Source organism: Clostridium aciditolerans (assembly GCF_016316925.1).
GTDB lineage: Bacteria > Bacillota > Clostridia > Clostridiales > Clostridiaceae > Clostridium_AM > Clostridium_AM aciditolerans.
This window is the reverse complement of sequence record NZ_JAEEGB010000035.1, coordinates 177022-200789: the sequence shown is the minus strand read 5'-3', so window position 1 is coordinate 200789 and position 23768 is coordinate 177022. Positions and strand designations below refer to the sequence as shown.

Sequence of the window (23768 nt, the reverse complement as noted above, 5' to 3'; positions counted from 1 at the left end):
ATAAAAATCAGGTACAGCGAATCAAATGATCCATATACCTGATTTTTATATAACAGTAAATTCTTAATCTATAGATTAGTGTTAAACAATTTTTTAAAAAGTCAGCACTACCATTGCTTATATGGTAGTGCTAACTTTTTACTTGTATCACATTGAGGTCTAATGTTTTCCAGTTATAAATTCATATGTAAAACTTACATTAGAACTCAAAATACGATGTATCTCCTGGATTTCACTGTTAATATCTTTGGATTTAAAAAGTAACATGGATATTGCTTCCCATAGAAAAATCCATCCCCCTATATTTACTCCTTCTAAGACTGTACTTAATAACACGCTTTTTTTAATAAATACAGTTTCTAAATCAAAGCCTACACTAAGCAGCAAGACAGATGTCAGCACATATATAACTGTATCTATATTAGAAGACTTTAATTCAGATCTCTTAAATTTGAGTCTCCTTAAGCAGCACCTTTGTAGAGCATGCATTATGGATTCTTCCATTACTTTATTCTTTTTTTCTCCGGTAATATGAAAACTTATACCTGTACTATTTTTACTTGGAATATTAGCAAAACTATCCTTTAAGTATGACTGTATGTTTTTATTAATACTCCTTAGTTTTAGTGGAGAGTCATCTAGGTTATCAAAAATATCACTATACTTATGAATCTTAAGGTTAATTATATAATGTAGAGTCCTCTTATTAATATTATCTACTCCATCAAAATAATCTTCCACCCTCATTATTAAAACAATTCTCCTAACTCAGAATCATAATATCCTTATAATCTTATATGATGACAACTCCTTTTTTATGTAAATTTTTATATTAACTTATCTTCTTTTAATAAATTAAACAGTGTTGGGTTAAAGTTAAATTCTTCAATTAAAGCTTTTACCTCAGCTAAAGCTTTCTCTCTCTTATCTTTAGATATATTCCCTTTTGCCGCTCTAATTAATATATTCTTAGGTGAATGAGCTATATCAATAAATTCTAGAAGTTGAGTTTTGTAACCTAAAGCTTCTAGTAAATTAGCTCTAACAGCATCGGTCATAAGTGCTGCTACTCTTTCCTGTACTATTCCATACCTTGTCAATATAGAAAGTGCTTCTGTTTTCATTTGGTCATTGAACTCATGCTGACAGCAAGGAACAGAGAAAATCATTTTGCTATTCCACTTTATTGCATTATATAAAGCATAATCCGTTGCTGTATCACAGGCATGTAGTGTAATTACCATATCAACTTTGTTATTATACTTAAATCCATTTATATCGCCAATTTCAAAATGTAAATTTTCATAATTATATTTTTTAGCTACCTCATTACAGTTTTTAATGACATCCTCTTTAAGATCCAGTCCTATCATTTTTACATCAATTTTTTTAATCTCAACAAAATAATAATACATTATAAAGGTTAAGTAGGATTTCCCACATCCGAAATCTAAAATCGTAAGTTCCTTAAAGTCGTTTTTCTTAACTTCATCATCTATAATTTCTATAAATCTATTTATTTGTCTATATTTATCATATTTTGAATTAACTACTTTACCATCTTTTGTAAAAACACCTAAATCTATAAGAGGTTCAATAATCATTCCCTCTTTAAGGATGTAGTTTTTTTCTTTATTATGACTTTTATTTGCCACCTTTGTATTATCACTTTTCTTTTTCCCTAAGAAAACTTTTCCTTTTTTAGATATTTTCAAATCAAATATATGTATATTAGACCAAGCAGAAAGCTGCTTGAAGTTTCCCTGTAAATACTCAATTAGTTTTTCTTCTAATATATTTGCTTCAATATTTTCATGAAAAACTTGTTTATCAGTGAATTTTTCTATCTGATAATATTGCTTACCCTTGTTCTCCTTAGCAGTAAAGGTTATTTTGTTATATTTAACGTCTTTATTCTCTTTATTACTGATAACCACTTTTATAATTTCTTCTTGTATTATTTCGCTTAATGCTTTCTTTAATTCATCCATATCTTCCACTCACTTTATTGTATATTTGTCATACTACATTCTGCTTCGTTGCTTATTCTAAGGATATTAGCAACTGTTTTCAGCTTAAGTATAGACCTACCAGTATTTACATCTTATATTGTCTATAATAATGTATCAAATCATTAATGTCTACTATTTCTCCATCAACATAAACATAAATATTATGTAGAACGCACTTTTTAAGATTTTCACAATTAGCTAGTTTACTTTAGAGTTTAGTTGACATAATATTACTATTGTAAACAATAAAAAATTTTCGTGCCAAATAAAAAGGCAGATGCCACCTTCGACAATCCGCCATGCTATCTTTTTAACCTCTATTATTATAACTGAGATTTAACCGATAAAATTTCTTTAAAACTAATAAAGTTATATTAGTATCCTTGCAATTTCCTCTTAATAAATCTTTAATATTATGTTTTACATGTTTTTCCCCGAATTTATTCACAAATAAATACTTTTGATTACTAGGAACTTCCCTTAAATACTGAATTAAAGGTTCAATTATAGGTTGAGGTATATATACTTCTTTGCCGTCTTCAATTATAATAACTTTTTTATCTATGTTTACATTCTCTCTTTTAATATCCAAGATTTCAATTTCATTAAATCCAGCATAAGCTATAAGCATTAGAATTATTGATACTTTAATTTTTCCCTTTGATAATAAATCTTCTAAAAAATTCTCTATGTATTTTTTATCTACTAGACATTTATTTTCATTTTTTAATCTTTCCGCTTCTAAGCTAGGTATTCGTCTGTGTCCCCAATAGTCTTTATAACTTTTAATTTTATTATCATTACACCATTTAACTATAGTTGCAGGAGTTACTTCAACTAATTCTGCAAACTGTTTAACTGTAAGCATTTCTTTTATTTTTTTATTTGTATAGTCCTTCTTTTTAGTTGAGTAGCCGCATATCTCATCTATTTCTTTTTCGCTGTATCCTTGAGATTTAAGTTTTGACATATAAAAGTTTCTCAAAGTATTTATGGTTATATTAAAGTCAGAAAGATTCTTTCTAAGTATCCAGTGTATTCCTGCACTAGTGTATTTTATATTTCTTTCATTTATAAATAAATAATCTTTTATTATCTCTTCATCTTTTAAATATAATTTCAAAGAATTTTCTACTGATGAATTCATTGGTATATCTCTTGTATATTTGCCACTGATATGAATTTTTCTATTATCAAAATCTATATGTTTTAACTGAAGTTCAACTACTTCGCTAGTCCTTAAGCCTGCATAAGCTATGAGACAGAGAATTGTAGAATTTTTAATACTGTCATTTGAACAAACTTCCATAAGTAAAGCTTCAACATCTCTTTCATTTATTTTTATCTTTTCAACCTTTTTCTTAGGAATTTCTATTATTAGATTATTAGCAGCAACCATAGTTTCTTGTATTCCTTCATTTATAAGAAATTTATTATATGCTACTATAAATTTAATATGGCTATTCACAGAGCTTGTACTATACTTTGATGATAAATATTGTATATATTGTGTCACTGTACTTTTCTCCAGCTTAATATGATCCAAAGACCTTTTCATTTCTTTCTGATGCCAATACATAAATTTCTTAAGGTAGTATATATATAAGTTTTGAGTATTATCACTATATCCCTGTTTCAATAAATAACTATTATACTTAATTATTAAACTCATTATTTCCTCACATCATTAAATCTCATATTAAAATATTCTTTTAGTTTAATTATACCAAATTTTACTTAACTATAGTATTGGTCCAATTTTCAGCTTTTACACAAACATCCGTTCCTATTTTAGTTATATCAAAACATTACATCAATTACTCCACACTTACAACAGTCTGTAATCCTCTTACCCCTTCAAAATAAAGCTTTTCCATTAACTAAATACAACTATTACAAAATAACAAAAATGTATATTTTATAGTACAAGCCAGGGATCATAAAAACAAAATTACTACTCTATCTACTTTATAAAAGTTGTAATACTGTAATGTTTACAATTCATTAACACTTTTTCCTTTCCCATTTTCTTTAACTTTACATATATATTAAGTGTAATCTAAACTAAAGCTAAGGTCGGTGAATTACCATGGTAAATAACAAAAATATATCACAATACTATTACAGAAATGAGGATGGCATTGTAGTTTACAAAATCGAAAGCTGTAAGTGGTTACAAGACGGAAACCTAAAGAAAAGCTTTCGATGCTACAGCAAAGATAAGAAAGGCGAATGGATCAATGATTTTAAAAGCATAGAGCCAGTTCTTTATATGCTCCCATCTGTAATAAAAAGTATAAAAAACAATGAAACTATTATATATGTGGAAGATGAGAAGTCTGCAGATGCACTAAAGAATATGGGCTTTACTGCAACTACAACCTTTGGTGGCCTTAAAAGTTTTAATAAATTCAGCAAAAACTATGCTCAGCAAATAAAAAGAGCTAACCTTATAATCTTCCCGAATAATAGTAATCACAGCAAACAATATTCCAAAACTGTATATAACAGTTTTAAAAGCTGCTGCAAAAGCATTGGAATTATTAATTTGCCTGATTTAAAGGAAAACATGAGTATTGCAGAGTGGATTAATAATGGTGTAACACCAGAACTTATAGAGAATCTAATAACAGGAGCAGATTTAATTGAAAAAAATACAAATTACAACTCTCCTATTCATGTAGAAGATGGCTGCTATTACAAGAACTACAAAGGCAGAAAAATCTTTATTACAAACTTTATAATAGAAGCTAAATACATAATTATATCTCTTTATGAAGAGCTGATAAAATGTGAACTAAAACTGTGTAACAGCAATCATGTTGTAGAAAGGACTTTTACTCCACAGGATTTTAATGATGCACTGTCCTTTAAAAAAGCAGTTAATAGTTTTGCCTTAGTTTTCAATGGTTCAAATTCAGACCTGCAGCATATAAAAGCAAAGATATCCTCAGATACAACTAACATTATAAATGGTGTATCCTATGAAGGCTTTCATAAACTAAATAAAAAGTGGTTCTTTGTTGACAACGATAGTGCTGTAAGTGAGGAGCTTTATCATAATTCTTCCGCCATAGTTCTTGAAGATTTCAGGGAAGCTCACAGTAATTTATTAGAATTTTCCTGTATTACAAAAGAAGAATTACAAATTCTAGCTCCTTCTCTTTTTAACTTTAATGATTTATCTGTAACTGCTACATTAATTCCATATCTTTGCGGCTTATTCCTAAAGGGTAAGCTTGAACATATTGGAATAAAATACAACCATCTTTTAATAGAAGGTCAAAGCGGCAGTGGAAAGAGCCAGACTCTAGAGAATATAGCAGCTCCTCTTCTTGGATATAGAGGAAACATTCTAGATGCCAGCACCTGCACCAACTTTGCCTTTACCAAGCTTGCAAGCAGCAGCAATTTTCTTCCTTTGATTATTGATGAATATAAGCCCAAGAAGATTGGAACTTACAGAGTTAATCTCATTTCAAATATAATGAGAAACTCTTATGATGCACACAAAACTATCAAGGGAACTCAAAACCTTGGTAAAAATATTGAATTCATACCCCGTTCTTCTGTAATCCTCTGCGGTGAAATGGGTATTACAGAAACCGCTAATATTGAAAGAAGTCTTAAAATATTTTTATCTACCTCTAACCTAAACAAAGATACTAAAAATCACTTCACTAATCTTAAAGAAAACAGCCTGTTATTATCCAAACTTGGAAACAGCTTATTGATGGGAGGATTAAAAATGAGTGAAGAAAATCTAAAAGCTACTTATGATATGTTTTTCAAGAAATTCTCTGGGGACAATATACATAATGAGAGAATAAAACAATCTATAACAAATGCTCTTTTAGGATTAGCTCTTCTTTTAGAAATATTTGAAAATTTAGGACTTAACTTTAAAGAAGCTTCTGGTTACTCCTCTAAAGATATAGAAACTGCACTTAAAGCTTCTGTAATAAAAGAACTTTTAGAAGATAATACTAAAAGTAAAAGTGTGGTGGATATCAGCCTTGAAGCCTTCAATAGAATGGCTGCAAATGGCAATCTAGTACGGGGTGCTGACTATGACTGCACAAAGGATTCTGATGGTGACAAGGTACTTAGATTAAACTACACTGTTTTCTATGATAGATTTCTAAAGTACTGCAAAGACCACAATCTGGACATAGAGGTTCTGACCCTTGGAAGCTTTAAAAAGCAGATAAGCAAGATGAGCTACTGTAAGTTTTATAACAAGCCTACCTGTTTTCATGTTGCTAATACTTTTAATGGTACCAAAAAGACCTTTAGAGCTGCAGTTCTAGTTGTGGACAATCTGAAGGAGAATAACATAGATGTGGATTTTATGATAGAATAATAAATAATTAGGAAGCCATTCAAACTTATGCATGGCTTCCTAATTATTTGTTTTGAATCAAAAAAATTCATCTATTTTAAATTTTTGAGACAGTGTAATTTGAAAATTTTCTATAAGTAATTACTTGCGAGCATATTCTAGTTGTCTTTCTACTAAATAGTTATTTATTTTTTTATCCCACAGTTTATATAAATCAGGTTTTTCCTCTTTAACTACAGATAAAAAAGAATCAAGTACACCAAGTTTGTCAAGCCCCTTAGATAAATGTCTAGGAAAATCTCTTTTTTTAGAATAAAATTTTTTAGGGTCTATTACCATTAGAGAACCATCCGGTTGAACCATAATATCTTTACATCTTACATCTTCTTTTAAAAATCTCAACTTATTAAACTCTTCAAACAAATTAAGTATTTTGATTGATACTTCTCTATTCAAACCATTTAACTTTATATAATTAGTTAGCGTTATTCCATCAACATAGTCTCTTATCATATAGTTTCCTAGCATACAATAAACTCGAGGAAAATGTTTATTCTTGTTTATTTTCTTAAGTATTAAGTACTCTTTTCTACAGCTTTTAGGGTCAAAGCAAATTTTAATTACTTTTCCATTAGGAAGGAGGTAAACTACACCATTATGACCTTTACCAAGAAATTTGCAGTCTAATAGATTAATATTAAAGTTTTTAACATAATTTTTATATATTTCCTTATTCATCTTAACTCCTTTCATAAAATATTTTACCTATATTAAAGCAAATATAGGTCATGTTATTTTATAATATGACCTATGCTGGTATATTGCTACTTAGATTTATCCGATGTCTACCGCCACTAACACCCCAACGTACTCTGTGAAAACGATTCACACCAAATCAGCACGCTGTGTAAGCGATCATCTCAAAATCATAGATTTTGGATGCCTGCTTAACATTTGGGTTCTCTGCTTGCACTCTGTGAAAGCGATTCGCACCAAATCAGAGATTTGGGCTCTCTGCTTTTCATAAAGTTGGGGATAAGTGGCGCTACGCCCCTGGATAACGTTTTCCCCTAAAGGATAACGCCTTCTAAGTGCTAAAGACACTAAGAAGCCTGTTAATAAGCTTCAGATGGAGTTTAAAACTCCACCTGAAGCCAAGAATCCTGTTTATAGGAGTTAACTTTTAGATATATGTCAACACTCTGAACCTTAAAAAATCAAGTTTTTTCTCATTATAATGTGATATACTTTTCCATAGTGAGATATTTAAAATGCAAAAAGTATTACTTATACCTCCAAAATTTTTTACCAAAAGAATACTGAGGATTTAGATTTGTTTAGATTTTATAATGGCAGGAAGTACAAAAGGATTAAAGAAATATGCAGAAGAAAAAACAAAGATTACTTTAGAAAAGGTTGATAAAGCCATTAGAGAACTATCCTTTAATGGAGAAAAAATTAATTTTAATAGTGTGGCGACAGCCAGTGGAGTATCTAAAACCTTTTTGCAAATTGAATAAGAATTTTTAAAATGACCGATTAAGATGTAAGTTGCACTTAAAGAATCATGATAAGTTCTAAACTTAGATAAAGTATAGCTTTAAAAAGATAGATTAATGGTAACTTCCGCCCTACGCCGTTAATACTATGTATTATAGCAATTTAAGGGAGTAATACATGGTAAATGGCATACCAGTTTATATAAATCAAGATTTAGTATTAGATTTGGCTGCGTTAATGTGTGACGGATTTGAGCAAAGTAGAACTGTTAGGAATCGTGAAGAGGTAGAAGCTCATTTTAGAACAACACAAGAGAATAGATTTCAGGAAACTGTACAAAAAAGAGCCGTTGTTACTAACGAAAAGGATTTTGGAAAATTTCATGGCGAAATAAACTTTTTAAAGGATGTTAATTCGAACATAATATTTACGGATTTCTCTAGATTTAATATCGTTAGAGATATGCTGCTTGACAAAAATATGATTAAACAAATAATAGAGAAAGATATTTTTGATAGTAAAATAAAGTGTTGTGAATATGTGGAATTTACTGCGAATATGACAACAACATCGCTTTTGTCATCGATTAATACATTGATAGGTGTAATAGAGTCCTATGATATTAAAATTTTAGACAACTTAATAAGAGAAAAATTAGCTGGTATAACTAATATTACATTTATATTAAACCAATTAAAATTTTTAAGCAATTCTTTAAGTATGAATAATACAACTGACATAGTACTAAATATAAACTGTTTTAATGTGGTATTAACTGTAAATTTAAATGACTTTTCAAATAAAAATGCTTACGTATATGATTTAGCACATTCAGAATTAAGGGTTTTGGGGAAGGTTTCAAGAATTGTAGATGTAGATAATTATTTTGATTTACTAAGAAAAACAGCTACAAGCGATTATTATAATAGATTCCTAGAATCTTTAGCCCCTTACTTAGCGGTACTAAATAGTAATGGAATATTGGTACCAGATAATTTTACCACGAAGGTAAATGGACCAGGACTTAATGTTATACCTGTTGCCATTTATGTTTAATACTTAATAAACCTCTCTGCTTTATTGAAGTTGAATTTTCTAATAAGTAAAATCAATCGGCGTGCAGGAATGTACACGAGATATCCAAAGGAGTGCCTCTTATGAAGATGCTGCTATTTAAAATGGAAATAATAGATGCCCTAAATAATAATTATAAAATCAAGATAAGTAATGATATAGAGGATACATTGATAGAATTTAACCCTTATAAAAAAGAGTTGAATTTTATTCATAATAGTAACTTAACTGATTGTCTTAAGGCTAACGAATATCAACTTAGAAAAATGCTTCATAATAAGCGTATAGATACTTATTATGTGGGTTTCAATGTCAAACTTATTTTAAGATATCATAAAGATGTAGCAGCTTTTAATGATAGGAGTAAAATAGTAGTTTTAGACAAACGAAACAATAATAATGATAGTTATGTTATAGATGAAGATAAAGGCGAAGAAAAAATTTATAAGATATTTTCAGATGCTTGCTATTTTGAAAATAAAAAGTATGGTGGTTTTGCTTTTATAATAGAGGATTTAGAAGGAAATTATAAGCTATACACAGAAAAGGTTCAGGAAACAGGCAGCAGCCAAGCTGAACTTATAGCAGTTATAAAAGCTATTCAATTACTAAAGAATATCGAAAAAATAAGAATAGTAACTGACAGCCAATATGTAAGAAAAGGCCTAACAGAATGGATTCCTTGCTGGAAATTAAATGACTTTAAAACTATAAATGGCGAGTCTGTTAAAAATATTGAGAACTGGCTTCTCTTTGATACCGTCTGTAACGGGAAATATATTGAATTTCAATGGGTAAAGGGACACTCCAACCATTTTGAAAACTCTCTTTGTGATATGTATGCAAGAGATGCCGCTGGGAATTGAAAAAACTTCTTAGGCATTTTACGTTAGAAATTTCAAGCCAATGCTTAGTTGTTAAGCATTGGCTTTGTACCTATTTTATCCGATGACTACCCGCCCTAATACTCCCATCTGATTCAAGTTTCACTTCATATGTATTTGCAATCTTCCTTCTGTATACTTTTCAGCATCACGAAAGACTCCTAATGTGCTTTCTGCATAGTCCCCCAAAAGCTTCCTACTAATTTGGAAATCTAGCCATTCAATTGTAATCGGTAGTTTTACATCTGTAGTTAAGCAATCCCAGAGCGCATCTAAGTTTTTTCCATAATAATCAGGAAGCTTTAGCTCTCTCTTCAAATTTTCATGTAAAGTCTCTTTATCTGTAAATTTACTTCCTTCCAAAATTACTTTATTCAAAGTATCCACCTCATTTTAAAAATTATTTTCCATTATATAAGAGCTTGAATGTCTTATAATGGTCTGAAGTTGAATAAATCAATCCATCATTAGAATAAAGTATTCTGTCAGCTCCTCTTTTCCCTCCATTATAATTGATATCACACTCACGCCAAACTCTTTTAGGAGCATCTGGTAATGATTTTTCTGCATTCGTAAAAATATCTCCACCTATGCTTTTACCAGGTGCCACTTGGTCAAGGTCTTTACCCGGGGTCCATCCAAGCTTTGCTGCCTGTTCTTTGGTTATAAAGTTATCAGGAAGGCGTCCATTTTTATGAATATAATCAGCTACTCCTTGAAAATCGTTAATTATTTTTTTATTTTTTACAGCTTCATTTTTTGTAGAATCTGTTTTTATATTTTGTTTTTCATTCACAATATTTTTATTTGTTGATGAACATCCTAATAAACTTATTGTAATAAACAAGGAAAGAAAAACAAAACAAATTTTCTGCATAAAAATTTTTTTCATACCTTTTCACACCTTCTTAATCAATGGGATATTTTATTGCATTTTTCACAGTTTTATCTTCAACAGCCTTGGTTAAATCAATTTGAAAATGTTCACAAATTCTTATCAAATACCAAAACACATCTGCAATTTCTTCTTTTAAATGTTGGAATTCATTAGCATTATCTTTTACGCTATCGGCTTTATCTGAATGTAACCACTGAAAAATTTCCATAAGTTCAGAGGCTTCAATTGATAAAGCCATAACTAAATCTTTAGCACTTTCTCCTTTGTCCCAGCCACGCTCTTTTGAAAATGAAACAATTTTCTTCCTTATCTCATCTATTGTCATTTCTGTATCATCCATTTTATTTCCCCCTTAGTCTACATATCTTTTTTCTTGTCATTGAACTTTTTCAGTTCCTATTTGTTTTATTAATTCCAAAATCTTATTTTCATCTAGCTTTGTATACTTTTTGATTTTTTCTATAGGCTCTCCATCTTTAATCATCTCTGTTGCTGTTTCAATTTTTTCCTCAATCTTACCTTGTATCTTTCCTCTCTCTATTCCTTTTTCTATTCCTCTTTCTTCAACCTTAGGATCATAAAAGCTCTTCACCATTTCCCTAACCTCCTCATCAAAATCTGTATATTTTCCATACATGCCTAAAAAATATGAGTTAATGTTTTCTATAGTAGATGTCATTTCATCATAATCTTCTAAAGTTATCTTATTACCATTATACGATAAATCTATAGCTTTTAAAGTATCTTCTATAACTATTTTCAATTCATTATACACGTCGATCATTTTACTTTTCTTTTCTTCAAAGAGTAGATTACTAATACTTATTTGATACATTTTCTTTCTTAATCTAAATACCTGCAGTGGCAGCAGTAGATACATATTTTCCTTTAATAGTTTATCAATATCATAGCTAAAATACTTCAATACTTTACAACTATATGTAATTGTATCTTGCTTTGGAATCTCTATTTCTAAGTATATACTGTTAGGTACATTCTTATCTTCTTCTAACACTATAAGATATGGTTCTGGTAATTTTATTCTTAATCTACCTTCCTTTATACTATTGTAGTATGAGATATTTACTGCTCTCTCAAAACCATATCTAAACATTCTTATAACCATACTATTTTCATAAATTGTTTGAAATTCTATTTCATATTCATAAACGTTTTTCTTATCTATAACCTTTATATACATATCAGCATAATAACTTATGTAGCGGCTACTTTTCTTTTCAAAATTATTAATTTCCTTATCTGCATAATATAGTTTAGCTTCATAAGATATATCGTCATTATAGGCTGCGTTAAGAAAATCTATAATTGGTATAGTGTTTTTTAGTGTAAATAAACGCTTTAAAATTTTATCCATCTGAATATGATTTTTTCTCTTCTTCCCTCCATAATTATTGTTTTCTTCTTTTATTAAAGCTATAAAATAATCCTTTTCAACACACGAATAAATCATACTATATCCCTCCAATACTTATAGATATAGTATGGTTTACTTTACCAGTAATTATACAAACATTTGTTCTTATTTGATATTGTTGTTTTTTATATATTGATCATAAGTATACTCACCAACATCCTTAGCATATTTTAAATCTAATAACTTCATAAGTTTTGTCACTTGCTCTACAGGTCTCTTATATGAAATGCATCTTAATCCTAAATCACGAAAATGCTGCATAGATTTATTCATAGCCTCAACCATATAATCTAGTATTTTCTCATACTCCTCGGAGTCTGTGTTAACTGAATTCTTTGTTGTATTAAAAGGTAACATTCTAGATTTAGTATCCTTTAAGTCTACATATCCTCTAAAAGAAGAGAACCTTTCCTCAAATTCCTCAGTCTTCATTTTATCTCTTATCTTCGAAAGCCCCCAACCTGTTAGCTGTGACTTATCAGCTTTTATAATTACATGTTAGTTCAATTATTAATCCATCCTAAATAAGTAATCTTAATATTAGGTAATAATTACTATTTATATATTCTTGAATAAGGATTTAAATTATGTTATTATATTTTCACAGCAAGAGGATGACTAACTTAAAGATAGAATTCGTGCTAGATGGGGAGCCAGCGGTGCCCTGTAACCTGCAATCCGCTACAGCAGGATTGAATTCCCCCTATAGACTTTAGTCTGTTGGGCCTGCCTGGTCAAAGTGGTATTGAGAACTGGGTCCCATGCAGCAGAAACTCATGAACTCCGTCAGATCCGGAAGGAAGCAGCGGTAAGTGATCACTTTTAAGTGCCGTGGAACAACCTGGTTTGAGCTAACTAGGTCAACAGTGGGTGCACGATATACATACTGACTATTTTTACATTTTAAATGTTCCACCATAGCTTCTTTTCCGTCTTTAATAGCCTTAATAAAAGCAACTTCGTCTACTATTTCCTTATCCTCTTCAATATGAGATTCAACTATCTCAAACTTTACAAAAATATTAGGATATTGCTTTCTTACATCCTCCCATTTCATTTGTGTACCTCCTACCTTATTCTCATAATTAATATACAAAGCTTTCCTCAAGAATTTGATTCCAGGTGTCTTTACCATTTCAATTTTCTTTATTTATTAATGCTAAACTATCAACTTTAACTATATCTATTGGAGCACCACCAGTTGTTATATGACAATAGCTTCTACTCCAAATTTATAAATTAAAAATATTTCTCCAGCTCTTTAATATCTTCTATATCAAATATCTCTAACCCTATTATTTCAAGTGTTTCATCTGGCAATTCTTTTATCTTTTTTTTATATTCTTCCGGTATTTTTTTGAATTTTTTAGTTAATTGCTTAAGCAAAAGCTCTACTTTTCCTTCAGCTCTTCCTTTTTCCATCCCTTTTGCCATTCCATCTTCCAATATCATTTTACCTATCTCAGTCATATTAAATACCTCCTTGAATTTTTTCTTACTTTCTTCATCTCCAAACTTCTCTAAAAGTGCATATAGCATTGTAAGACACTTTATCTTTTTTTCTCCTGTTTCTATCTTATTTGCTAATTCTATACTTTTTATGGTTCTTTCCGTTCTAGTTAATTTTCCTTTCATTAATGGTATAAACGTAAGACCCAATATTTCCTCATTAGTAAGCTCTTCATTATTTAAGCTTTTTTTATCTATTTGTCTTTCACATATCGACATAATTCTGTAATTTATTTATAATATTATTGCAGAAGAATTGGAGGAAGACTATGGAATGTAATGTAAAAATTATGAGTGATAACATTAATAATTATATAAGTACTCTTAAAATAGAAAGAAATCTCACTGAAAAAAGCACTAAAGCTTACTATTCGGATTTATCAAGCTTTTTGAGGTGGCTGAAAGAAAACTCAATTAACACTATAAATATTAGCACCATAAACTCATATATTTTTTGGCTACAAAATATCAAAGAAATGAAAGATACATCAATAAAAAGAAAATATGTTTCCTTAAAATCCTTTTTTAAATATTTAGTCAATAATTATATTATAAGTAAGTCACCTTTTGATAATATGAGAATTTCCTTTAAAACTTCAAAAAAACTTCCTAAAACTTTACCCTCTCAAGATATAATAAAACTTTTAAAATCACCAATTGAAGAATTAAAAGATATTCAGACAGAATTCAGAAAGACTATTAGCATAAGAAATGCAGCAATAATTGAATTATTGTATTGTGTAGGTATAAGGATAGGTGAACTTGTTAACATTGAATTAAATGATATAACCTTAGAAGAACAAACCCTTTTGATTCACGGTAAAGGAAGAAAAGATAGACTTCTATTTATATCCAGTACCGATGTTATAAATATCCTCAATACTTGGATTATAGAAAGAGAAAATTTAAACCCAAAATGCGATGCTCTCTTTATCAATAAATATGGTGACAAGCTTTCTATATATTCAATTGAAAATATATATGAAAAATACAGACAGCTAGCAGGAATTGATACAAAATCTACTCCTCATTATCTTAGACATACTTTCGCAACTCAACTTTTAAATAATGGGGCGGATATTAGATCTGTACAGGAAATACTAGGCCATTCTAGTATTACTACTACTCAGATATATACAGAGGTATCTACTGAAAGGAAGAAACAGGTTTTATTAAAATTTAATGCTAGGAATCTTTTAAAGATTTAATTTTTTATGCTAATACCTCCAAATAACTATAAATTATTTGGAGGTTTTATTATGAATGAAATAAAAAATACTATTGACAGAATACTTAAAGCAACTTCAAACATTAATCAAGAAGTTGAAATTGCTCTAATTAGTAATTCTCGTTCAAAAACAAAGATTATTGAAAATATGGAAATACAATATTCAGATGAAAATGAGTTTTTTACTGATGAAGAATATTCAGAAATTTTAGATGGTATCCAGACTTCAGAATTTTATGTACATGCTTTTTTTAATGAAATAAATTTTATGTCTGATATATTAAACAAAAAATTTAACATTGAAAACAAGATTGTTTATAATTTAGCAAGAAACGGTAAAAAGCCAGGAAAAAAATCTCTCATTCCATCATTTTGTGACCTCATAACAGTACCATATACTGGCTCAAATGCATTTGTAATTTCATTATGCAGAGCTAAATATACATATTCCAAATATTTAGAAGCGCATGGTATACCTATACCTAAAAGTTGGATATATATTGGCCAAAATAAATGGCTTAATGATTCTAAACCTACTATAGGAACACAAATTATTGTAAAGTCTATGTCTGAATCCGCAAGTATAGGTATGGACAATAACTCAATTAATACTTTCAATAAAAATTCTTTAGATTTTTTAGAAAATATATTTATTAATAGAAAAGAAGCTCTGTTTGTACAAGAATTTATATCTGGATTTGAATGCGAAGTTCCACTTATAATCTCTGATAAAGTACATACTATGTCTCCTGTAGGTATATCAATTAACAATAATCCTAATCTAAGCACAGAAATTTTAACTTATGAACGTTCATTTGAGGATGATTATAATTTTTATAACTTATCCGAGGTAATAAACAAAAAACAATGTTTATTTATTCAAGAATTATCAGCAAAAATAGGTAAAATTATTGGATTACAAAATTATGGTAGAATTGACTTTAGAATTGATAATTTTGGCAACCCCTATTTAATTGATATTGCTTCAACTCCATACACAACAAAACATAGTTCTTTTGCTTTTGCATTTGAAAATTTATGTATTCCGTATAATGAAATTTACTCAACCATAATCGGTATGACTTACTTAAGATATAAGAATCTATTGAATTCATTATAATGAAGTAAATTGTAAATCTGAAAAAAGAAATAACCTACAGAAAAAGTTGCAAGAGCAATCGTCCTTTTTTGAATTTTTATATATCCATTTATCCAATTCTTTTGGTGATAAAGTTATTTTATCGTCCAGTAAAAGTTGGAGAGATTTGTTACGGTTATTTATTTTTCGTTTTATCTTTGTAAAATAATTAGGAAAAGAGTTATTTAAATCATTTAAATTCTTAGCTGCTTCGTCCCAATTTTGGGTTAATGAATTTAGTGCAAACTTTATATTATACAAATAATATTTGTAAAATTCATCATCATTATTATCCAATATATCATTTTCAAGAGTATTGAGTTTTATAAAACATTCATTATATTCTCCTAGAATAGCGCAGATATTAATCAAATTTATATGTATGATTGCATTGCTCTCGTTATATTGGTCATTTATTAATTTTTCAAACTTCCTTTTCATTTTAATTATATATTCTTTTGAAATAGTATCACTATGATAATTTCGTAAGAAATAGGCCAAATATAGATTATTATATATTTTTTGCTGTGTCGGGAATTTAATAAATTTATATTTTCTAATTGAATTTAGACAAGCATATAAAGAATATATTGCTTCATCATACTTACCTAAAATAATTAAATTTCCAGAGTGATTACAACATGACATATAATATTGATATATATCTCCATTTTCATAAAAGTACTTTATACTTTCAGAAGTACTCCTCTCAGCTTCTACTGGTGTTTGAAAGATGCAAGCTTTTCTATATATTATATTCTTCAAATACTGAAGACTGCTATTATTATAAGATTTAGATATTAATTTTCCTAATTGAGTATAAACTTCTTTACTAGAATTACAATCATTTAATTTATTAGCATAGGTAGAAAAGAGTACCAATGCACATCGACACCATTCATCTCTTTCATCTATATATAAATCATTCATTTTTTCATTTAAAACCTTAGCTGCTTCATATATATTTTCAGTATCCATATCTAGTAATGATTTTACAATAAGATGAAATCTGGCTACTTCTGCTGTAAATAGAAAAGGGCCTATTGCTGGAATTTTTAATAATTCATCATTAGCTTCATCATACTTTTCTTGGTAATAACTTTCGTATGCAGATTTTAAATTAATAAAATTATCATATAAATTCATTACTTCTCTATCATTTGACGATTCATCTTTCAATTTTTCAATTTGCATTAAAATTGAATTTGATTCAGAGAAATTGTTATTGTTTTCTAAACTTCTACAATAAGCTATTGATAGTAAATTAATTATTTCAATAGTATCGTTTAAATTCGATAATTTCAAATGATATGCTCTACTGATATAATTTTCAGGTTTGTATTTCTTTAAATACTCAGCATACTTTTTATGAAATATTTTACTTTTTCCGTTTAGTTTTTTATAAAATAAGTTTCTAACTAAATAATTAGAAAACATAAATTCTATTTCACCTTTTAAAATAGATGCTTTTTGCGATTCGTCTAAAACATTCTCCACATCAACTACATCTTTATTATAAAGATATTGTATTTCAGTTGAATTAAATGCACCTTTAGGAATTGAAGATACTTCCAAAACCTCCATGAAATCAGCTTTTTTTTCTCCAAACTGCTCCATGCGGTTATCTAATAAATTCATAATATCTATATTATTATAATTTAATATAAAATTATCTGATTTTGAATCTGTATATTCTTCAAGAAACATTTTTATAAAACTAATATTTCCACCTGTTATCGACATAATAATATCTTTTAGTTCATTACTCAGACCAATGGTATAGCCTAAAACCTTTGAAATTTCTTTCAATTCATCTCTGTCAAGCATTTTGATTTTTATATTATGACTTTTTTTCTTAAACCTATTAATATAATCACATTTTTCTATAATAGGATCATCTTCATCAGCTATAATTAAAATTATCACTCTTTTGCCTTTTATTACATTAGGATAATTAATAATAGTATTTAATAATTCTTGAGAAGCAGAATCCCATAGTTGAAAACTATCTGCTACTATTACAATGTTCTCATTTTCATGCTTATTTAGTTCAACTAATACAGAATTTGTTTTATCGTCAAATATGCTATTCTTTTTAAAACTAGTTGTAATACCCAAACTCATTATTGCAGGTATACTAAACCCCAAATTAAAATTTACATTTGATAACTGATATTTATTTGACTTAGTCTTATCTGAATTCGAAAGTGTAATGGTGGCATATGATTCTACAAAGGGGTCTTTACCTTCTATGTAATAAAAAGACCAATTCTCGAATTGGCTTAAAACATTTGAAATAAAATCTAGGATTATTTTTGATTTTCCACTTCCTGTTGGGCCCTCAAAATAAATATAATCAGTATTACTATTAACTGATATTATTTTTTCTATTTCTGAGTAAATTCCATGCTGTTTTAAAGTTAGCATACAGTGACCTCCAAATAATTTATAGTTATTTGTATATAATTCGATAAAATAAATTATTTTCCTCCCATAAAATTAACTTTAATATTAAAAAATGTAAATTAACATCATAATATCTCACACATTTACAGATTTTATCTATTCCTTAGCTTTGACTTTTTCTTTTATTAAAGTTTCATAATAGAGTTCTTTTCAACAAACGAATAAACCATACTATATCCCTCCAATACTTATAGATATAGTATGGTTTACTTTACCAGTAATTGCACAAACATTTGTTCTTATTTAATATTGTTGTGTTTTATATATTGATCGTAAGTATACTCCCCAACGTCCTTAGCATATTTAAAATCTAATAACTTCATAAGTTTTGTCACCTGCTCAACAGGTCTCTTATATGAAATGCATCTTAATCCTAAATCACGAAAATGCTGCATAGATTTATTCATAGCTTCAACCATATAATCTAGTATTTTCTCATACTCCTCGGAGTCTGTATTAACTGAATTCTTTGTTGTATTAAAAGGTAACATTCTAAATTTAGTATCCTTTAAGTCTACATATCCTCTAAAAGAAGAAAACCTTTCTTCAAATTCCCCCGTCTTCATTTTATCTCTTATCTTCGAAAGTCCCCAACCTGTTAGCTGTGACTTATCAGCTTTTATAATTACACGATTATTAAATTTTATATACCATCCGGCTAGTTTTTTATTACATTCAGCTTTATATACAGAAATGGAACCTGTAAATCCCTTCTCCTTTATTTTTAGTTCAGTAACTTTTACCTGTTTTTCTTTAGGTAATGGATCGATAACAAAGTTATTTAATGTAATTCTTATACCATTCTCTAAGGCATCACTATGCTTTTCTCTTATTGATTCTTCAAGAGCTACTATAAAAGTACCTTGGGTAAATTTCCTTGTTGTATCTTCTTTAAGATTGGTTACTTTAATGGTTGTCCCAACCATTTTATTTTTATTCTCTATTACCTGCTTGAACTTAATATCCCAATCTTTCTGTTTTTGCCAATCAAGCACATCAATTATTACCTTAAAATATTCCTTTTCTGTTGCTGCCTCAACTGTTATCATATTTCCTATTTTAAAAATAGCTCTTTTCATACCAATGCCGAATCTTCCTACTGATTGATCATCATGACTGCTTGTCTTATCATTGCCAAATCTAAATGCAGACTTTGTAGCAGTATCTATACTAATGCCTCCACAGTTATCATTTATTACAAATTTGCTTTTATCAATTGTTATTTTAATTTCAAAGTTTGTTAAATCGTTTGTTTTTTTAGTTTTCTTAGCAGCATCAATTGAGTTGTCTACTAAATCTAAAATTGCATCTTTAAAATCGATATCCCTTGTCAGTATGTTAATGAAAATATCTTTATATGGCTCCATAGAAATTAAATTATTATTTATTTTTATCATCTCTAATATTATTGATATCAATATAATACTATTCATAAATATTACAAATCATTACAATATTTTTACTTAGGTAGCTAAACAATACTAGTTCATATGGCCTTTTGATCCTTAACTATTTTATTTACAACCTGTTTTAATACTTCTATTTTATCTGCCAATTCAGTTTATCTCATATTATTTCATCTGGAATCTCTAAAATACTTTTTCCTAATATCTGAAAAAGGTTCATATCTTTTTACTTTCCTAATCGATTATTTTTAATGTGAAGAAACTTTTATATATAGCTAAATGAAAATAAAAGTCCCTTCAGATTATATTTGTACTGAAGGGACTGATATGGGAATTACTGTAGTTAAATATTCAATACCTCAATTAGTTTCTCTTTAAGCTTCTTTTCTTCCTCACTTCCATTAGTAGGTAATCTTAATATTGGTATATTATATTTCGCTAAAATTCTATCTTTCATCTTATCCCGTTCCAATTGCTCTGGATTATTCAAATGAAAGGCATATCCATCTACCTCTACCACTAAAACAGGCATTTTGTCTATCTTTCTAAATATAAAAAAATCAGCATGAGTTAATGGATTTGTTACATATTTTAATTCTTTTTCATCTAATTTCGAAGTATCACGAATAAGCATATTAAGTTGGTAGTGTAAAACCTTACCTAATGACTTGAATTCTTCACAAGCTAATACTTTTTCTATTAACGAATTCATTAAATTTTCAGAATTATACTTAGAAACTTTTTTATTCTTTTTAATAAACTCCAGCAATTGTTCTGAATATGAACTATATAGCAAGTCAAATATAGAATATATACTACTATTTATGATTTCCAGGTTGTTATATTGTATATATCTAATTAAATCTCCAATATTACTGCTATTCAGTAATTCTTCATTGTCAGAAACAACGATAATTAATTTATTCTCCGCTCTTGATATGGCTACATTTAGAAGATTAGCATTATCCATAAAATCATTTGCTTCATTTGAAACCGTTGAAAGGATCATTATTTCTTTTTCCCTTCCTTGATATTTATGTACTGTATCAATTTCAATATCTTCACTACTAATAACATCTTTTAATTCCTTTATCTGATTTCTATAAGGTGACGCTATTCCTACAGATTTATTTTCTTTTAATTTTGGAATTATTTCTTTTAATATTACATCTATTTGTCTTTGATTATAGTGGTTTCTTTCATGATTACCTTTTACTGTTTTATACACTTCTAAAGGTTTATCACAGGAACTTTCATCCGTTAAAATAATCAGTTGATCATCATAAAATTTCTTATTGCAAAAATCTATTATTTTAGGATGACATCTATAGTGCTCCCTGAGTAATGTCTTAGGTACCTCACTATATAGCATGCTTATTGAAGATAGCAGACTATTCTCTGAATATTTATAGGCTTCATTTAACTTATATCTATCATAAATACTATTACTAATATCTTTATTTTCTTTAGTAACTACATTAGGCAACTGTTTTAAATCTCCTACAATAACAACATTTTTAGCACAGGAAAAAGCCAAAGCCCCAGTAACTATATCAATCTGGGAAGATTCATCTATGATAACATAGTCAAACAAATAATTCCTACTTGCACATTTTCTTAAAGAATGAGTTGTACTAAGTATTATAGGATATTCGTTAATGAAATTACTAAATTTTTTCCACAATGCATTTTCATCAAAAATCGTTCTGTTTTTACTTTTATTAAATCTTTTATATAATGTATATATTTCTTAAGTTTTTCAAAAACATTCAAAGTAGCAGAATTATTATTTGAAACAACAGCTACTGTTTTATTATCTATAATAGCATTTGCAATAATGTTTAGTATGGTCTGAGTTTTTCCAATTCCCGGTGGCCCTTCAATAATGCTAATTTGATTATTCAAAGCTTTTTCTGCAGCTTCTTTTTGACTTATATTAAATCCAAAAGGAAATATTATTTGTTTATTATTTTTTAAATGTCTTATTGTTTTTGGATTCAAATAGTTAGCTAAAACACTGGTTGGACTAATGGCAGTCATAGCTTCAAACTGTTTACTAATAAAATCATTATCATTTTCAAAATCAATATTACTTGCAAGCTCCTTTAAATATGTAAAGCAATTCTTAGAGGCTGAATTTTCTAAAGCATTCTTTTCTATAGTTATCTCTGATACATGATATAACTTATGATATCCAGTTTTAAATATTAATCTAATATAATTATGCTCTTGGAATTTAATAATCTTAATTATACCTGATATTGGAATTTTATTTTCGTAGGCAATAACTGTTTGTGTATCAATTTCTATAAAATTGGTACTCCACACAACATTGTAATTGCTATATGTATAAGTTTTATTATTTTTAAAAGTAATGTCACACTTTTGATTAGACCTTTTACAATATGTAACCTCTTCTGTTTTATCTTCATTCTTTATAAGAATAAGGTTCTTTTCAATATTCAAAATTACTACCTCTCATTTTTGTCGTTCTATATGTTTTTTTATTCACAATACTACTTTCAATGTTTTTACCTGAAAGAGTTAATCCCTACCCATTCATCTGATCTACCTTACATAATTTAAACTATTTGCAAAATATATTTATGTTATTCATATTAATAACTTATTTGACATAAAATTTCAAATGATACTACCATTTTATGACACATAAATTATTTTTTACAGTAAAAAAATAGAAATAAGGTTTAAACTCTAAAAATCTAATGGATAGAGTTTAAACCTTATCTCCAATTCATTTTTAAAATTGTTATCCTTACTTAATCCATAAAATACAAATTGCAATCATTTTCTATTATCACTACTAAGATAATAATTAACATTTACTGATCGAGCTACACTAAATATTTACAAATTTCGAGAGATGTTTAACATCCTAGCGAGGACATTCTTGCTGTCTGAGCTTGTGCCTGATCCCTTAGCAAGGGCATGCTTCCAAACTTCACCTGATAAAAATGAACGTATCAAATTTGCTAATAGTGCTAATTCAAATTAATTATGTTTTTTTTACATATATAATTATAAACTCATAGGTTCCTATAAATATTCTATGTTGTTTACATACATTTATCATATATTTCTTTTTAAATTAAATATAGTATATTAAGTAAATATCATTTAAAACACTTTTGAGTTTTTCTACTCTATTGCTATAATCATTAAATATAATGTCTAATATTGGTTTTATAATCATATAAGCACCTATACACATAAATAAAAATAAGATTGCTAATACAATACCTTGTGCAACTATTTTCCAAGTTATAAGTTTAGATATGGAATCAAGTTTAATAACTGTGCCTATGCCGAATGTAACTATTGGTAATATAATATTTTTCCATAACTCTGAACTATTTTTTATTATCTTACTACTTTCCTTTAATTCATTACTCGTAACATCACATTCTTTTATTAACTGCTCTAATTTAGATTTACTAGTTATTAAGAATTCCTTTTCTAACTTTTCTTCTTTAAATTTCTTTATTTTATTATAGTAGTCATCTTTATATTTGTAATAATTCTTTATATCGCTTTTATCTACAATTGGTATTATAGCAAGCATACATATACCATAAATAATAATAGACCCACCAATTACAATGTCATTCCATCTTAAAACAAGTGATAATCCAAAAGTTAAAATACTTATGATAAACACTGTTAATAATAACACAAGTATTTTATTTCTTTTTAATAAATCCTTTATTCCATCTATAGTAACTTGTTTCTTCTTATTTGAATTCGCATTGTTTGTCCTATTATTAAAATCACTAGTATGATTTTCAAAATTTTTATAAGCATTCGCTATTAGAAATGTAATATTACTCACACTTACCCCTCCATTTAATATTCTCT

The 23768-nt window shown here is 28.1% G+C and carries 20 protein-coding genes, 1 other RNA gene and 1 pseudogene; 7 read left to right on the top strand and 15 right to left on the bottom strand.

Annotated features, from left to right (window positions below; all coding sequences use genetic code 11):
* Positions 1-159 precede the first annotated feature (159 nt).
* From I6U51_RS19810 to I6U51_RS19800, 3 genes are all read right to left on the bottom strand, one after another.
* Positions 160-747 (bottom strand): hypothetical protein, encoded by a 588-nt coding sequence (locus I6U51_RS19810; RefSeq protein WP_211144294.1) that lies wholly within the window; start codon positions 745-747, stop codon positions 160-162.
* A gap of 80 nt (positions 748-827) precedes the next feature.
* Positions 828-1991: a class I SAM-dependent methyltransferase gene (locus tag I6U51_RS19805; RefSeq protein ID WP_211144293.1), complete on the bottom strand. Its 1164-nt coding sequence runs from the start codon at positions 1989-1991 to the stop codon at positions 828-830.
* A gap of 331 nt (positions 1992-2322) precedes the next feature.
* A complete protein-coding gene (locus I6U51_RS19800; protein WP_211144292.1) occupies positions 2323-3684 on the bottom strand; it encodes a tyrosine-type recombinase/integrase in 1362 nt (453 codons plus the stop codon).
* Positions 3685-4101: 417 nt separating this feature from the next.
* On the opposite strand from I6U51_RS19800, the gene I6U51_RS19795 reads away from it, so the two are divergent.
* Positions 4102-6375, top strand: a complete 2274-nt coding sequence (locus tag I6U51_RS19795; RefSeq protein WP_211144291.1) for a hypothetical protein — start codon at positions 4102-4104, stop codon at positions 6373-6375.
* Between the two features lie 120 nt (positions 6376-6495).
* On the opposite strand, the gene I6U51_RS19790 is transcribed toward I6U51_RS19795, so the two are convergent.
* Positions 6496-7092, bottom strand: coding sequence for a serine/threonine protein kinase (locus I6U51_RS19790; RefSeq protein WP_211144290.1), 597 nt, complete (start codon positions 7090-7092; stop codon positions 6496-6498).
* 611 nt (positions 7093-7703) lie between these two features.
* Here I6U51_RS19790 and I6U51_RS19785 point away from each other — a divergent pair.
* From I6U51_RS19785 to I6U51_RS19775, 3 genes and pseudogenes are all read left to right on the top strand, one after another.
* Positions 7704-7862 (top strand): annotated as a pseudogene (locus I6U51_RS19785) (DUF6262 family protein); the annotation flags it as partial.
* A gap of 169 nt (positions 7863-8031) precedes the next feature.
* On the top strand, positions 8032-8910 hold the full coding sequence (locus I6U51_RS19780) for a DUF6414 family protein (RefSeq protein ID WP_211144289.1): 879 nt from the start codon (positions 8032-8034) through the stop codon (positions 8908-8910).
* Positions 8911-9011: 101 nt separating this feature from the next.
* Entirely contained in the window at positions 9012-9794 is a 783-nt protein-coding gene (locus I6U51_RS19775) for a ribonuclease H family protein (protein ID WP_211144288.1), read from the top strand.
* A 120-nt stretch (positions 9795-9914) separates the two neighbouring features.
* Here I6U51_RS19775 and I6U51_RS19770 read toward each other — a convergent pair whose 3' ends face one another.
* From I6U51_RS19770 to I6U51_RS19750, 5 genes are all read right to left on the bottom strand, one after another.
* Positions 9915-10190, bottom strand: a complete 276-nt coding sequence (locus I6U51_RS19770) for a barstar family protein (RefSeq protein WP_211144287.1) — start codon at positions 10188-10190, stop codon at positions 9915-9917.
* Between the two features lie 22 nt (positions 10191-10212).
* Complete coding sequence (locus I6U51_RS19765; RefSeq protein WP_211144286.1) at positions 10213-10704, bottom strand: ribonuclease domain-containing protein; 492 nt, start codon at positions 10702-10704, stop codon at positions 10213-10215.
* A gap of 16 nt (positions 10705-10720) precedes the next feature.
* On the bottom strand, positions 10721-11050 hold the full coding sequence (locus I6U51_RS19760) for a nucleotide pyrophosphohydrolase (RefSeq protein WP_211144285.1): 330 nt from the start codon (positions 11048-11050) through the stop codon (positions 10721-10723).
* A gap of 36 nt (positions 11051-11086) precedes the next feature.
* Positions 11087-12181, bottom strand: coding sequence for an RpnC/YadD family protein (locus I6U51_RS24890; protein ID WP_246517525.1), 1095 nt, complete (start codon positions 12179-12181; stop codon positions 11087-11089).
* A gap of 69 nt (positions 12182-12250) precedes the next feature.
* Complete coding sequence (locus I6U51_RS19750; RefSeq protein WP_211144284.1) at positions 12251-12577, bottom strand: hypothetical protein; 327 nt, start codon at positions 12575-12577, stop codon at positions 12251-12253.
* A gap of 204 nt (positions 12578-12781) precedes the next feature.
* On the opposite strand from I6U51_RS19750, the gene ffs reads away from it, so the two are divergent.
* Positions 12782-13023: signal recognition particle sRNA large type (gene ffs / locus I6U51_RS19745), an RNA gene on the top strand.
* Between the two features lie 361 nt (positions 13024-13384).
* Here ffs and I6U51_RS24885 read toward each other — a convergent pair.
* Positions 13385-13873: a DUF4351 domain-containing protein gene (locus tag I6U51_RS24885; protein WP_246517523.1), complete on the bottom strand. Its 489-nt coding sequence runs from the start codon at positions 13871-13873 to the stop codon at positions 13385-13387.
* Positions 13874-13923: 50 nt separating this feature from the next.
* Between I6U51_RS24885 and I6U51_RS19735 the strand changes: the two genes are divergently transcribed.
* Together I6U51_RS19735 and I6U51_RS19730 are read left to right on the top strand one after the other, a co-directional pair.
* Positions 13924-14862 carry a tyrosine-type recombinase/integrase gene (locus tag I6U51_RS19735; RefSeq protein ID WP_211144283.1) on the top strand — a complete coding sequence of 313 codons (939 nt, stop codon included), beginning with the start codon at positions 13924-13926 and terminating at the stop codon, positions 14860-14862.
* A gap of 51 nt (positions 14863-14913) precedes the next feature.
* Positions 14914-16002, top strand: a complete 1089-nt coding sequence (locus I6U51_RS19730) for a D-alanine--D-alanine ligase family protein (protein ID WP_211144282.1) — start codon at positions 14914-14916, stop codon at positions 16000-16002.
* Here the strand turns inward: I6U51_RS19730 and I6U51_RS19725 are convergent.
* The 5 genes from I6U51_RS19725 to I6U51_RS19710 all read right to left on the bottom strand — a co-directional run bounded on the left by I6U51_RS19725 (position 15997) and on the right by I6U51_RS19710 (position 23742).
* The gene (locus tag I6U51_RS19725; RefSeq protein ID WP_211144281.1) at positions 15997-18447 is read right to left on the bottom strand and encodes an ATP-binding protein; all 2451 of its coding nucleotides are present in this window, start codon (positions 18445-18447) and stop codon (positions 15997-15999) included. The two genes, I6U51_RS19730 and I6U51_RS19725, sit on opposite strands and share 6 nt — an antisense overlap.
* Positions 18448-18725: 278 nt before the next feature.
* Positions 18726-19853 (bottom strand): ATP-binding protein, encoded by a 1128-nt coding sequence (locus I6U51_RS19720; protein WP_211144280.1) that lies wholly within the window; start codon positions 19851-19853, stop codon positions 18726-18728.
* 382 nt (positions 19854-20235) lie between these two features.
* Positions 20236-21576 (bottom strand): AAA domain-containing protein, encoded by a 1341-nt coding sequence (locus I6U51_RS24880; protein ID WP_246517522.1) that lies wholly within the window; start codon positions 21574-21576, stop codon positions 20236-20238.
* The gene (locus tag I6U51_RS24875) at positions 21534-22358 is read right to left on the bottom strand and encodes an AAA domain-containing protein (RefSeq protein WP_246517520.1); all 825 of its coding nucleotides are present in this window, start codon (positions 22356-22358) and stop codon (positions 21534-21536) included. The genes I6U51_RS24880 and I6U51_RS24875 overlap by 43 nt, the downstream gene beginning before the upstream one ends.
* 643 nt (positions 22359-23001) lie before the next feature.
* The gene (locus tag I6U51_RS19710; RefSeq protein ID WP_211144279.1) at positions 23002-23742 is read right to left on the bottom strand and encodes a hypothetical protein; all 741 of its coding nucleotides are present in this window, start codon (positions 23740-23742) and stop codon (positions 23002-23004) included.
* Positions 23743-23768 lie beyond the last annotated feature (26 nt).